Source organism: Psychroserpens sp., from assembly GCF_047633235.1.
GTDB lineage: Bacteria > Bacteroidota > Bacteroidia > Flavobacteriales > Flavobacteriaceae > Psychroserpens.
The window spans coordinates 55,413-69,114 of the sequence record NZ_JBLIET010000016.1 but is presented as its reverse complement, the minus strand read 5'-3'; the positions used below and the strand labels follow the sequence as shown (position 1 = coordinate 69,114).

The following is a 13,702-nucleotide window of genomic DNA, read 5'->3' as shown; positions in this document are numbered from 1 at the left end:
AGTCCCGTTTTTTTAGACCTAATCATTAAGTGAAGTTGACTGCTAAACTCATTTTGTAATGCTTTTACTGCTTTTGATGTCCCATCTGGAGAATTATCATCCACCACTAAAACATCAAAGGACTTCTTTTGAGAAAAGACTGCTCTTAGTATCGCTTCAATATTTTCTATTTCATTGTATGTTGGTATGATGACAATAGCATCTCTCATAAAGTAATATTCGGACTCGACGTGTTAGTTACCGACAAAAATAGGTGTTTTATCACTTCAAATTAACTATATAAATCATAAACAATGTTAATCCTGAAGTTAATGATTTTTAGTTGCTCGCAATAAGACATTAAATCATCAAATATTCTTCATAATTTTACAACATGCTTAGAGACGTAATTTCTAATGATTGGTTTACTATTTTTCTAGTATTAGGCTTAGGGCTTATAACCGTGTCTAAATTTTTATTTGCACATCGGTTTAAAGACTTTTTAGTCGTTATAGGGAATTCTAAGTATCTAAAAATATACGCTAGAGAACAAAAATTTATTGATGGTTTTGATGCGCTTCTATTTTTCAATGGCATACTTTCCATTTCTATATTTGCCTTTCTCAGTTATAGTGTTCTAGTTAATCCATCTGAATTTGACATTAATGAGTTTTTTAAATTAATTTTTGGAATTGGTGTTTTATTTTTAATGAAAGTACTTCTAGAACGTTTGATTGCAAGCCTTTTTAATATTGACGAACTTATCGACTCTTACTTATTTCAAAAAACTACATTTAAAAATTACTCAGGATTTATACTACTCCCCACTAACTGCCTATTAATATACACTTTAGAGCCTACAAGAAACTTAGTTTATGTGATTATTGGGCTAATAATTTTAGTTAATCTAATTGGCTTTATCACTTCATTTAAGAATCATCAAAAACTATTAATAAATAACATATTCTATTTTATTTTGTATCTTTGCGCACTTGAAATTGGTCCCTATCTAATTTTATATAAGTTAATTAAAGATTTCAACGCTTAAAACACTTTAAGTAATATGACGAAAGTGAAAACGATTTTAGTATCTCAACCAGAGCCTAAAATAGAAAACTCCCCTTACTTTGATCTTCAAGAAAAGCAAAAGGTAAAAATTGATTTCAGACCCTTTATCCATGTAGAAGGCGTAGAGGCTAAAGAAATAAGACAACAAAAAATTGATCTTGCTAATTATACTGCAATAATTCTAACAAGCAGAAATTCTGTTGACCATTTCTTTAGAGTTGCAGATGAAATGCGTTTTAAAGTACCAGATTCGATGAAATATTTTTGTCAATCTGAGGCTGTCGCTTACTATCTTCAAAAGTATGTAGTCTATAGAAAACGTAAAATATATGTTGGTAAACGTACATTCGCAGACCTTTCTCCTTTAATTAAAAAATATAAAGAAGAATCTTTTCTATTGCCAACAACAGATAAACTTAAACCTGAAGTTCCGGAAATATTAAACGAATTAGGAGTAAAATGGAAACAGTCTGTGTTTTATAAGACAGTGATTAGCGACCTATCAGATCTTGCTGACGTTTATTATGATATTTTAGTATTCTTTAGTCCATCAGGCATAGAATCTTTATTTCATAACTTCCCAGGATTTAAACAAAATGATACACGAATAGCTGTTTTTGGAAATACGACAATAAAAGCTGTTGAAGCTCATGGTTTAAGAGTAGATATTTCTGCTCCTACTCCAGAAACACCCTCTATGACCATGGCTTTAAAAAAGTACATAGATAAGGTTAATAAAAATAAATAAAACGATTAATTAAAACATAAAAAAAAAGCGATTTCAAATTTGAAATCGCTTTTTTTTATTCTGCATATATTGTTTTTCTATAGCGCATAACGTTGGGGACCTCCTCTTCGTATTTCCTCAGTTGCATGCTCTTCAAACTCTTTGAAGTTTTCTCTAAAAGCATTAGACAACTTAAGCGCAGTTCTATAATAAGTTTCATCATTATTCCATGTTGTTCTTGGACTCAACACTTCATTAGGAACTCCAGGACATGATCTTGGTTGAGCAACCCCAAATACAGAGTGTATGTGATAGTTTTCATAGGTATACGCTCCTAAATCACCATTGAGAACGGCGTTGATCATAGCGCGTGTATATTTAAGTTTCATTCGTGTTCCTACTCCGTAAGGTCCACCTGTCCAACCGGTATTGACCAACCATACATTAACTCCCGATTCTTTCATCTTTTTGCTTAACATATCAGCATATTTTGCTGGATGTAAAGGCATAAATGGTGCTCCAAAGCAAGCTGAAAAACTTGGCATTGGCTCAACAACTCCTGCTTCTGTTCCCGCAACCTTAGCGGTATATCCAGAAATAAAATGGTAGGCTGCTTGACTAGGCGTTAACTTTGAAATTGGAGGTAACACACCAAATGCATCTGCTGTTAAAAAGAAAATGTTTTTAGGGTTCCCACCTATTGATGGTTTTCTAATATTTTCTATATGGTAAATAGGATAACTAACTCGAGTATTTTGAGTGATTGATGTATCTTCAAATTGAACATCTCCTTTATCATTCATGACGACGTTCTCAAGAATTGCTCCTTTTTTGATTGCAGCATAAATCTCAGGCTCTTGTTCTTGAGATAAGTTTATCACTTTAGCGTAGCAACCACCTTCAAAATTAAAAACCGTATTCTCTTTGGTCCAACCATGCTCATCGTCACCAATCAAACTACGATCTGCATCTGTAGATAATGTCGTTTTACCTGTACCTGATAAACCGAAAAATATAGCAGTATCTCCATCTTTTCCTACGTTAGCACTGCAATGCATTGGTAAGGTGCTTTTAAAGACTGGGAGAATAAAATTAAGAGCAGAAAAAATTCCTTTTTTGATTTCTCCTGTATAACCAGTACCTCCTATTAGGGCAATTTTACGTGTAAAATCTAATATTGCAAAGTTATGTTGTCTTGTTCCGTCGACTTCAGGATCTGCCATAAATCCTGGCGCACTAACGATAGTCCACTCTGGAGTGAAATCCTTTAACTCTTCTCCCGTAGGACGTAAAAACATATTGTATGCAAACATGTTACTCCAAGGGTATTCGTTTATAACACGAATATTCAATCTGTAATTATCGTCTGCACAGGCATAACTGTCTCTTACAAACACTTCTTTATTTGAAAGGTAGTCTGTAACTTTATTGTATAAAGCTTCAAACTTATCAGAGTCAAAAGGAATATTAATCTTTCCCCACCAAACGCGATCTTTTGTGATATCATCTTTAACAATAAATCTATCTTGTGGTGAACGCCCAGTAAATTCGCCTGTATTAACAGCCAAAGCACCAGAAGAAGACGCTATGCCTTGCCCTTTCTCTATGGTCAATCTATGAAGCTCATCTGAGGATAATTGATATTTAACTTTAGCATTTTTAATACCGTAAGCTTCTAACGCAATCGTTTTCGTCTTTTTTGTATGGTCTACCATAATTTGTTTATGTTGTTTAGATTGCAAAATTAAAACAATATTTTAAAGTAGTCCGCTTATTTTAAGATTTATCACTGTCAATTTTTAAAAAGTTTATCAACACGAGGAGCCAAGCAATAATTAATAATAATCCACCTATTGGAGTCACAAAACCAACAACTTTAAAATCAAAATTCATAATATCATTTATTGATAAAGCATATAATGAACCCGAAAAAAATAAAACACCAATGAGTACGAAATAAAAGATTATTCGCTTAGTTTTTTCAGACATTGGTGAGAAACCTCCTATAAATAAAAGAAATAAAGCATTATACATTTGATAACGCACACCTACTTCAAAAGTTTGTATCGCCTCTAAAGTGATTAATGATTTTAATCCATGCGCACCAAAGGCACCTAGCATAATAGCTATTATACCTAAAAGACTTCCTAGGACAAGAATTTTTTTGTTCATATATATTGGCTTAAGGTTTTTATAACCCTTTGTATTTAGTAAATTCGTAGACACAAAATTACTCAACTCAACCCACTATGCGAAAGATTTTAGTTATAGGTTCTGGAAAATCCACTTCTTACCTCATAAAACATTTATTAGACAAATCAACCCAAGAAGAACTCCATATTATCGTTGGAGATATCAATATTGGTAATGCGAAAAGACTAATTGGTGATCATGAAAATGCTAATGCAATCACTTTAGATGTTTTTGACAAATCATCTAGGCAAGCTGCAATAGAAAATGCAGATATTGTAGTCTCCATGCTTCCCGCGAGATTTCACCTCGAAGTTGCAAAAGACTGTGTTGCCTTCGGAAAAAATATGGTAACAGCTTCATATGTTAGTGAAGACATGCAAAAGCTAAACAAAGTAGTTACGGACAAAGGCCTCGTTTTTATGAATGAAATAGGTGTTGATCCTGGTATTGATCACATGAGTGCTATAAAAGTCATTGATAACATTAGAGACAAAGGCGGTAAAATAGTACTGTTTGAATCATTTACTGGAGGATTAGTAGCTCCTGAGAGTGACAATAACCTCTGGAATTATAAATTTACATGGAATCCAAGAAACGTTGTCGTTGCTGGCCAAGGTAGTGCTGCAAAATTCCTTCAAGAAAACACTTACAAATACATCCCTTACAATCGACTTTTTAGAAGAACCGAATTTCTTGAAATTGATGGTTACGGTCGTTTTGAAGCCTATGCCAACAGAGATTCTTTAAAATACCAGTCTATTTATGGTTTAGACACCATTAAAACCCTGTATCGTGGTACAATTCGTCGTGTTGGCTTTAGTCGTGCTTGGAATATGTTTGTGCAATTAGGGATGACAGATGATAGCTATACAATAGATGATAGTGAGAACATGAGCTATCGTGATTTCGTAAACTCCTTTCTTCCATATAGTCCAACAGACTCTGTAGAATTAAAGTTTAGACATGCCTTAAAAGTTGACCAAGATGACATTGTTTGGGACAAATTAGAAGAGGTTGATATCTTTAACAAAACTAAAATGGTCGAGCTCAGAAAAGCAACACCAGCACAAATTCTTCAGAAAATATTAATGGATAGTTGGACGCTTGAAGAGGACGATAAAGATATGATTGTTATGTATCATAAATTTGGGTACGAGCTTAATGGTGAAATGCACCAAATAGATTCCACAATGGTTGCCATTGGAGAAGATCAAACATATACAGCCATGGCAAAAACAGTTGGACTACCTTTAGCGATTGCAACTTTGGCTATTTTAAATGAAGAAATCACGACACCAGGTGTCCAAATTCCGATATCAAAAGAAGTTTACGAACCTATTTTAAAAGAGCTTGAAGAATTTGGTATTAAATTTACTGAGAAGGAAGTACCATATTTAGGATACAACCCTTTAAACGTATAATTTTTCTTCGGAAATATGCTTGGCTCAAAACTCATCTATTCCTATGAAACGAGCATTATAACCCAAGAGAATGATTAATAGCGACAGCATGTGACCACTGAAAAAGAATAGATAAAAACACATGAAAATAGTTAATCAAAACATACAAATAGACGGAATCGATAAAAAGATATTACGTGCCCTAATGGAGGATGCAAGAACACCCATTTTGGAAATCGCAAGATCTGTAGGGATTTCTGGAGCTGCTATTCATCAACGATTGCGTAAATTAGAAAAATCTGGTTTAATCTCTGGTTCCAAATTTGTAATTAATCCAAAGATTTTGGGTTACACAACTATGGCTTTTATTGGTATTTTTCTTGATAAAGCCATTAGTAATCCAGAGGCTGTTAAGCAATTAAAAAAAATTCCTGAAGTTTTAGAATGTCATTACACAACTGGTAATTGGAGTATCTTCTGTAAAATTTTGTGTAAAGATAATGAGCACCTAATGCAGGTCCTTAATAGAGACATTCAATCTATAACGGGCGTATCCAGGACAGAGACTTTTATTTCATTGAATCAACAAATTGATAGGCAGATAAAAATTTAAATTTAAAACAGTACTAAAAACAAAAAGGCAACCTTAAATAAAAGGTTGCCTTTTTGTTTTAATACCTGTTGTGCCTCCATTATGTTTTTAATAAGGCTTATAGTTGTCATAAATATTTATTATGCAAATATCATTTAAATATAAATTATATTTATGTACAAAAAAATGTTACGTTATGAAAAATACTATTTTATTGGTTTTATTAGCAATGCTAGTAACCAACTGTGCTGTAATTAGACCTGGAGAAGCAGGTGTCAGGCAAACATTAGGGAAATTAGAGACAGAAGTAACCACTCAAGGAACCATTGTCTTTAACCCATTTACAACGCGAATTATTAAAGAATCTATCCAAACAAATAACCTAGAGTTATTACTTAACTTACCTAGTAAGGAGGGATTAAGTGTAGAGTCCGAAATTTCAATATTATATAGACTAGAAGTCAATAAGGTTCCTTATATTTTGGAGACTATTGGTCCAAATTACAAAGGGGTTATTACTAGTGTATTCAGATCTGCATCTGCAGATGTATGTTCACAATTCTTTGCGAAGGACATGCACTCTGGTCGTCGTGCAGATATAGAAGAAGCCATCCAGATAAAAATGGCTGAGAATCTTAAAACACAAGGTATTATTATAGAAGCTGTTTTGATGAAGAGTATTCAATTACCAAGAGGATTATCTTCTTCTATAGAACAAAAATTACAAGCAGAGCAAGACGCCATGCGTATGGAATTTACTTTACAACAAGAGCGCCTTGAGGCTGAAAGAAAAATCATCGAAGCCAAAGGTACTAGAGATGCACAAATAATTTTATCAGAGGGTTTAACACCTGCAATTATAAAAATAAGGAGTATCGAAGCCTTCAAAGAATTAGCCAAATCTGCAAACAGCAAGATCATAATTACAGATGGCAAAACTCCTTATCTCATAAATTCAGATAAAAATTGATTGTATAGCTAATTATATTTAAAACAAAAAGGCAACCTTTCATTAGGTTGCCTTTTATTTATAAAGCTGAGAATCAATTATTTTATTATTAACTTTTTAACCATGAATGCGTTTTCCGAATAAATTGTCATAAAACACATTCCTGGAGACCATACAGATCTTAGGTTAAATTCTCTATCAACTGTAGCTCCCTCTAAATCAAATGATATAATCATACCACCATTAACAACTTTAACAATTAAAGCATATAATGCAATTCCAGAATTTTTAACATTTACCTTACCACTTGATGGGTTTAGGAATACAGAAATCAAATGTATTCTTTGATAAATTTGAAGTATTACGTTTTAATGGAAGAGCTGCTAAAGCTTCATCACAAATAGCATCTGATCCTCGTGGATTCGTATTTGAACCCATATAATTAGCAGGTTTTATCAGTACTATTTTAGCCGCTTATATCGCAGCAAATAAAAATCATCCAGTATAAACTGTATGATCAAATTCCACACCATCACCTGCTCCAGCGCTAACTCCTAAATCTACTCTTGGCATCCCAATATCACTTAATCCAAATGGCACAAAAGTTTGAAATAATATAGATGCTTTACAAGAATAAAAACAAAACCGAATACATGTAAAACAATGCAATTCGGTTTGTTACTTTATTCTTCGGAAGGATTAATTTCGACCTCCAAACACTTGTAAAGCCCAATATAATAAAGATGCTAATGCACCTATTGCGGCAACAAGATATGTTCTAGCTGCCCATTTTAGAGCATCTTCAGATCCTTTATATTCTTCTGGAGTTAGCATGTTTTTATTTTTTAACCAAGCCAATGCTCTATTACTTGCGTCGTACTCTACTGGTAGAGTGATAAAACTAAATAAGGTAGCAAATCCCATAAAGAGCAATCCGGCAACAGACACCCAATACCCTAATCCAACACCAGCTGCAGCGCCAAAAATCAACCCACCTATAACTAGCCATTGAGACATTCCTGAAGTTACGCTTACAATTGGCACTAAAGCAGACCGCATCCCTAAAGCACTGTATGCTTGTGCATGCTGTACTGCATGTCCACATTCGTGTGCTGCAACAGCTGCTGCTGCTGCATTATGCTGGTTGTAAACCGCTTCACTTAAATTAACGGTTTTATTTTTTGGATTGTAATGATCTGTCAATTGACCAGCAACCGAAATCACCTCAACATCACTAATACCATTATCTGCGAGCATTTTTTCAGCGATTTCTCGTCCGCTCATACCATTTCGCAATTGTATTTTAGAATATTTTGCGAATTTTTGCTTTAATTTCTTGCTTACTAACCAGCTCACCAATGCTATAGCGCCAATTAGAATGTAGTATCCAATCATTCCGTTCCTGTTTTTTTTGAATTAAAATCTAATAAACCATATAGCAAAAAGTGAGCCAATTTCTAGATAGGAAAATTTGTCAGTTAACACTCTAACGAATTAAGACCTCACAAAAAAGGGCTTAAAAATTAAAGTTGTACTTATTCTGTTGATTCAATGACTTCAACAGCATGATTGAATTCAAAAACAATAATTAGTAACGCTACTTTAGGTTCAGAAAAACTTGGCGGTTTGCCCAGCTTATAAACAAAATTATCTTTTCCGAAGAGATTTGTATCGTAAGGTAGACCCAATAGGTCAATAACGTCCTCTTTAGATTTTCTAATGAGCAAATCACTATCAATAATATCATCTGCCATTTGATAACGCATTGATGGACTAGCACTCCAACCCCTCTCATCAAACTGCTCCTCAAAAGTCCAAATCAAAAAAGACCCTATTAATGCCGCTGCAAAAAACACAAAAAGTACCTTATCATGTTTTTTGAGTATAAACCGCATTAGTCTTTAAGTGCTATGGTGTTTACTTTAAAACGTTCATCAATAATTGCTCCAGAGATCTCTGCAGTTCTAATCACTTCGCAAAAGCCTGAGTCCTTATCATGAGCATCTCCAAAATCATCAATATCTGCACCATCAACAAAATAGGCTTTATCGTCTATTCGTACTGCCAAATCGCAACCGTCTTGTGAAGTTAAACCAAATTGGCATTGACCACAAGATAATTCTACGGTTTGGGTTTCAGGGTTTCCGCAAGCAGTGGTTAAAATAAGGACTAAAATAAATAGTGGTTTTTTCATGATTTTTATAATTTCAATAAACAGATTTCTTCGCTGCACTTTGAATAACGTTAGCCTACAATATTTACAATTTTACCTGGCACAATAATCACTTTTTTAGGAACACGACCATCTAGTTGTGCGATTGTTTTTTCATGAGCCATGACTGTTTTTTCAATATCATCTTTATTCATATCCAGCGGTAATTCTAGGGTAAAACGCATTTTACCATTAAATGAGATTGGATAATTTTTACTACTCTCTACCAAATGTTTTTCTTCAAACTTCGGAAATGGAACTGTAGAGATAGATGGGTCATTACCAAGTCTACTCCATAACTCTTCAGCAATGTGCGGTGCATAAGGCGATAATAAAACCAAGAAAGGTTCTAGAATAGCTTTACTCGTACATTTTTGAGCTGTGAGTTCATTGGATGCAATCATAAATGTAGACACCGATGTATTAAATGAAAAGTTCTCAATATCATCTTCTACTTTTTTGATAGTTTTGTGTAAGGTCTTTAACGCCTCTTTTGAAGGCTCTGCATCATTGACTTTTAAACCATTATCATCGATATAGAGTTTCCATAATTTTTTAAGAAAACCATGAACTCCTGTAATGCCAGCAGTATTCCAAGGTTTGGCCTGCTCTAAAGGTCCTAAGAACATTTCATAGAGACGTAAGCTATCTGCACCATACTGTTCGCAAATCGCATCTGGATTGACGACATTGAATTTAGATTTGGACATTTTCTCAACTTCGCGACCGACTTTATAAACACCATCTTCTAAAACGAATTCAGCATCTACATAATCTTCTCCAAACTCAGTATCCTTTTTTAACCCTGCGATATCTAATTCGTCTGATGCGTTTATATATTTGACTTTTACATGAATAGGATAAATATTTTCATTTGCAATTAATCCTTTTGAGATGTACTTATTTGTTCCATCTTTTCGGTAAATAAAAGCACTAGTTCCCAAGATCATCCCTTGGTTAATCAACTTCTTAAAGGGCTCCTCCACATTTACAAACCCGCGATCTTTCATGAACTTTACCCAAAAACGTGAGTAGAGTAAATGCCCTGTGGCATGCTCGCTTCCTCCAATATATAAATCAACATTCTCCCAATAGTCCAATGCGTCTTCACTTGCAAAGGTCTCATCACGAATCGCATCTTCCATATATCTAAAGAAATACCAAGAACTTCCTGCCCAACCTGGCATGGTGTTTAGTTCTAGAGCGTGTACTGTTGTATTATTTATTTGGTCATTGCTTACAACCGTATGACTTTCCGTACACCAAGCCCAAACGTCTGCGCGACCTAAAGGTGGCTCACCTTCTTCGGTTGGGAGGTATTTTTCAACCGCTGGTAAACGAATTGGCAAGTGTTCTTTAGCTATCATTTGTGGCTTTCCATTCACATAATACACTGGAAATGGTTCTCCCCAATACCGTTGTCTAGAAAATACAGCATCACGTAATCTATAGTTTGTTTTACCTTCACCTTGACCTAATTTTTCCAATTCATAAATAGCGGTTTTACTCGCTTTTTTATAATTTAATCCATCTAGAAAATCACTATTGGTAATTTTCACATTGTCTTTAGATCCATATGCTTCTTCGGAAATATCTACACTTTCAAATATGTTAGGAATAGAAATATTGAAATGATTTGCAAAATCATAGTCACGTTGATCACCACATGGTACAGACATAACTGCTCCTGTACCGTAACCCGACAATACATAATCACCAATCCAGATTGGAATAAGCTTTTTAGTAAATGGATGCTCTGCATAAGCCCCTGTAAATGCTCCCGAAATGGTCTTAACATCTGCCATACGATCACGCTCACTGCGTTTTGCTGTAGCTTGAATATAGTCATCTACTTCTGCTTTTTGATCTGCAGTTGTGATTTTTGATACTAAATCGTGCTCTGGTGCTAAGGTCATGAATGAGACTCCGTAAATTGTATCAGGGCGTGTTGTGAACACCTCGATGACCTCATTGTGATTGTTCACATTAAAAGTTACAGAAGCTCCAACAGATTTCCCAATCCAGTTACGCTGACTTTCCTTTAGCGAGTCTGTCCAATCAATGGTTTCTAACCCTTGAAGTAAACGCTCTGCATAAGCAGAAATTCGCATACTCCATTGCGTCATTTTTTTACGCATCACAGAATGGCCTCCACGTTCTGAAACGCCATTGACGATTTCATCATTTGCTAGAACGGTTCCTAATGCAGGACACCAGTTGACTTCCGTTTCTGCTAAATAGGTTAATCTATATTTTAATAGGATATCTTGTTGTTGTTCCGAAGACAAAGCACTCCATTCTTCCGAAGAAAAAACAGTGATATCATCATCACAATCTGCATTTATGTTGGCGTTACCTTCCAAAGAAAACCCTGAAATTAATGTATTGATAGACTCTGCTTGGTTGTTATCTTTATTATACCAAGATTCAAAAAGCTGAATGAAAATCCACTGGGTCCATTTATAATACTCTGGACTACTCGTGCGTACTTCTCTGCTCCAATCAAATGAGAAACCGATTTGATCTAATTGTCTACGGTAAGTTTTTATATTGGTATCTGTTGTAATTGCTGGGTGTTGACCTGTTTGAATTGCATACTGCTCTGCAGGTAAACCAAAACTATCATACCCTTGAGGATGCAATACATTAAACCCTTTGTGACGTTTATATCTCGCATAAATATCACTTGCAATGTAACCTAACGGATGACCAACGTGCAATCCAGCACCACTAGGATAAGGAAACATATCTAACACATAATATTTGGGTTTATCGCTTGTATTAGAAGCTTTAAATGTTTGGTTTTCTGCCCAATATTTTTGCCACTTGGCTTCAATATCATTAAAATGGTAGTTCATGGTTTGATTGCAAATTTAGACCGTAAATTTAAAGGTATTACAACACAATTAAAAGTTTAAGCGTTGTTATCATTAAACAAACGAATTCTTTTATATTTTTACAGCATTAATCTTAAATTTTATGGCGTCATCTTTTGATCAATATCAAAAACGAAAGTTAATTTCTTCTTACTTTTCTGTGGTAATCAGTATTGGTCTAGTATTGTTTTTATTGGGCTGTTTAGGTTTATTAGTGCTGAATGCTAAAAAACTAGCCGACCATTTTAGAGAACAGGTCGTTGTCACTATTTATTTAAACGATACTGCGAAGAAGGTTGAAGTAAATCAGCTTCAAAAAAGTTTAGCCATGGCAGATTACACCAAAGAAGCAACCTACGTTTCAAAGGAGGAAGCTGCTCAAATTGTAAAGTCTGATATTGGTGAAGATTTTATGGAGTTTTTGGGCACAAACCCATTACAAAACTCCATTGATATTTATCTTAAAGCAGATTATGTGACCAATGAAACTTTAGATAACATCACATCCGAATTATCTAACAAAGCATTTATTGAGGATATCAAATACGATAACGACTTAGTTGAAATGATGAACAATAATGTCAAAAAAATCACATTTTGGGTGTTAGTTCTTAGTGCGCTTTTTACGTTAATTGCCGTTTTATTGATCAATAGCTCAATACGATTAGCTGTGTATTCTAAACGCTTTATCATCAAAACAATGCAAATGGTTGGCGCGACCAAACGCTTTATTAGAAAACCATTTGTACTAAAAAGTGTTCAGTTGGGAGTTATAGGTGCTATCGTAGCTTTATTAGGAATGGGCGTTGTTTTATATTATCTCGACAGAACATTTCCAGAACTAGAATTACTGCAGCAACCCCTATTAATTGGCGGTTTATTTGTAGGTATATTTTTCCTTGGTATATTCATCACATGGATTAGCACCTTTATTGCTACGCAACGTTTCTTAAATTTAAAAACCGATCAATTATATTATTAATTCTTTTGTCTTTTGTCTTTTGAAAAAGCTCTTATTATTTCTGGTTGTCGTTTCATTTTTTGGTTGTAAAAAAAAACAGCAGATGCCAGAAAATTTTGATTTTGGGTCTACAGAGAATGCTGTATACTCTAATCACTATTTTAAAATGCATGTGCCATTTGACGATTCTTGGTATGTAAAATCACAAGAGGAGATGAAAGAGATCGCAAAAGTTGGCAAAGAGCTTATTGAAAGTGACTCTTATAAAAGAGCTTTGGAAGCCTCTGAAATTAATAATGCCTATCTGTTTACCCTTTTTAAATATGGCCCTGACGATCTGTTTGCTTACAATCCGTCCTTATCTATAGTTGCCGAAAACACAAAAATGTATCCACATGTAAAACGTGGTCGAACATATCTTCAGGAAGTTCAAAAAGCGCTCAGCCTAACCACTGTAAGTTATGAGTTTGATATGATCGATGAAGAATTCATAATTGGAAAATACAGTTTTGACATGATGAATGTGACCTTAGATTATTTAGGCCTAGATATTAAACAGCAATACTACACTACAATAAGCAAAGGTTTTAGCCTTTCTATAATTTTGTCTTATACTACAGAAACACAAAAAGCTAAACTAGAAAGTATGTTGAATACTATTGTTTTTTCAGAAGGTCTGTCTAAAACGAAAAACTACACAATACTTTAATTTATATTGCGTTGTATTGAAATCAACCAATACCCA

Annotated in this window: 16 protein-coding genes; 7 read left to right on the top strand and 9 right to left on the bottom strand. The window is 34.3% G+C overall.

Features of this window, described 5'->3' with window-relative positions:
* On the bottom strand, positions 1–209 hold a 209-nt coding region (locus ACJAZK_RS07200; protein WP_415223319.1), incomplete at its 3' end, for a glycosyltransferase.
* A 164-nt stretch (positions 210–373) separates the two neighbouring features.
* Between ACJAZK_RS07200 and ACJAZK_RS07195 the strand changes: the two genes are divergently transcribed.
* Positions 374–1,027 carry a DUF4271 domain-containing protein gene (locus ACJAZK_RS07195; RefSeq protein ID WP_415223318.1) on the top strand — a complete coding sequence of 218 codons (654 nt, stop codon included), beginning with the start codon at positions 374–376 and terminating at the stop codon, positions 1,025–1,027.
* Positions 1,028–1,042: 15 nt separating this feature from the next.
* Complete coding sequence (locus tag ACJAZK_RS07190; RefSeq protein ID WP_415223317.1) at positions 1,043–1,795, top strand: uroporphyrinogen-III synthase; 753 nt, start codon at positions 1,043–1,045, stop codon at positions 1,793–1,795.
* Positions 1,796–1,872: 77 nt separating this feature from the next.
* On the opposite strand, the gene pckA is transcribed toward ACJAZK_RS07190, so the two are convergent.
* Together pckA and ACJAZK_RS07180 are read right to left on the bottom strand one after the other, a co-directional pair.
* The gene (pckA, locus tag ACJAZK_RS07185; protein ID WP_415223320.1) at positions 1,873–3,489 is read right to left on the bottom strand and encodes a phosphoenolpyruvate carboxykinase (ATP); all 1,617 of its coding nucleotides are present in this window, start codon (positions 3,487–3,489) and stop codon (positions 1,873–1,875) included.
* Positions 3,490–3,550: 61 nt separating this feature from the next.
* Complete coding sequence (locus ACJAZK_RS07180; RefSeq protein WP_415223316.1) at positions 3,551–3,946, bottom strand: DUF423 domain-containing protein; 396 nt, start codon at positions 3,944–3,946, stop codon at positions 3,551–3,553.
* 77 nt (positions 3,947–4,023) lie between these two features.
* Between ACJAZK_RS07180 and ACJAZK_RS07175 the strand changes: the two genes are divergently transcribed.
* The 3 genes from ACJAZK_RS07175 (at position 4,024) to ACJAZK_RS07165 (ending at position 6,929) form a co-directional block, all read left to right on the top strand.
* On the top strand, positions 4,024–5,388 hold the full coding sequence (locus tag ACJAZK_RS07175; protein WP_415223315.1) for a saccharopine dehydrogenase family protein: 1,365 nt from the start codon (positions 4,024–4,026) through the stop codon (positions 5,386–5,388).
* A gap of 121 nt (positions 5,389–5,509) precedes the next feature.
* Positions 5,510–5,980 (top strand): Lrp/AsnC ligand binding domain-containing protein, encoded by a 471-nt coding sequence (locus ACJAZK_RS07170; RefSeq protein WP_415223314.1) that lies wholly within the window; start codon positions 5,510–5,512, stop codon positions 5,978–5,980.
* Positions 5,981–6,155: 175 nt separating this feature from the next.
* Positions 6,156–6,929 carry a prohibitin family protein gene (locus ACJAZK_RS07165; RefSeq protein ID WP_415223313.1) on the top strand — a complete coding sequence of 258 codons (774 nt, stop codon included), beginning with the start codon at positions 6,156–6,158 and terminating at the stop codon, positions 6,927–6,929.
* A 77-nt stretch (positions 6,930–7,006) separates the two neighbouring features.
* Here ACJAZK_RS07165 and ACJAZK_RS07160 read toward each other — a convergent pair whose 3' ends face one another.
* The 6 genes from ACJAZK_RS07160 to leuS form a co-directional block, all read right to left on the bottom strand.
* Positions 7,007–7,243 carry a hypothetical protein gene (locus ACJAZK_RS07160; RefSeq protein ID WP_415223312.1) on the bottom strand — a complete coding sequence of 79 codons (237 nt, stop codon included), beginning with the start codon at positions 7,241–7,243 and terminating at the stop codon, positions 7,007–7,009.
* The gene (locus tag ACJAZK_RS07155; RefSeq protein WP_415223311.1) at positions 7,209–7,346 is read right to left on the bottom strand and encodes a hypothetical protein; all 138 of its coding nucleotides are present in this window, start codon (positions 7,344–7,346) and stop codon (positions 7,209–7,211) included. Before ACJAZK_RS07155 ends, ACJAZK_RS07160 begins: the two co-directional genes overlap by 35 nt.
* 261 nt (positions 7,347–7,607) lie before the next feature.
* Entirely contained in the window at positions 7,608–8,303 is a 696-nt protein-coding gene (locus ACJAZK_RS07150; RefSeq protein ID WP_415223310.1) for a zinc metallopeptidase, read from the bottom strand.
* Positions 8,304–8,443: 140 nt separating this feature from the next.
* On the bottom strand, positions 8,444–8,803 hold the full coding sequence (locus ACJAZK_RS07145; protein ID WP_415223309.1) for a hypothetical protein: 360 nt from the start codon (positions 8,801–8,803) through the stop codon (positions 8,444–8,446).
* Positions 8,803–9,102: a DUF6370 family protein gene (locus ACJAZK_RS07140; RefSeq protein ID WP_415223308.1), complete on the bottom strand. Its 300-nt coding sequence runs from the start codon at positions 9,100–9,102 to the stop codon at positions 8,803–8,805. The genes ACJAZK_RS07145 and ACJAZK_RS07140 overlap by 1 nt, the downstream gene beginning before the upstream one ends.
* A 50-nt stretch (positions 9,103–9,152) precedes the next feature.
* Entirely contained in the window at positions 9,153–11,978 is a 2,826-nt protein-coding gene (gene leuS, locus ACJAZK_RS07135) for a leucine--tRNA ligase (protein ID WP_415223307.1), read from the bottom strand.
* A 121-nt stretch (positions 11,979–12,099) separates the two neighbouring features.
* On the opposite strand from leuS, the gene ACJAZK_RS07130 reads away from it, so the two are divergent.
* A complete protein-coding gene (locus tag ACJAZK_RS07130; protein ID WP_415223306.1) occupies positions 12,100–12,978 on the top strand; it encodes a cell division protein FtsX in 879 nt (292 codons plus the stop codon).
* Between the two features lie 82 nt (positions 12,979–13,060).
* Positions 13,061–13,666, top strand: coding sequence for a hypothetical protein (locus tag ACJAZK_RS07125; RefSeq protein WP_415223305.1), 606 nt, complete (start codon positions 13,061–13,063; stop codon positions 13,664–13,666).
* Positions 13,667–13,702: the final 36 nt, after the last annotated feature.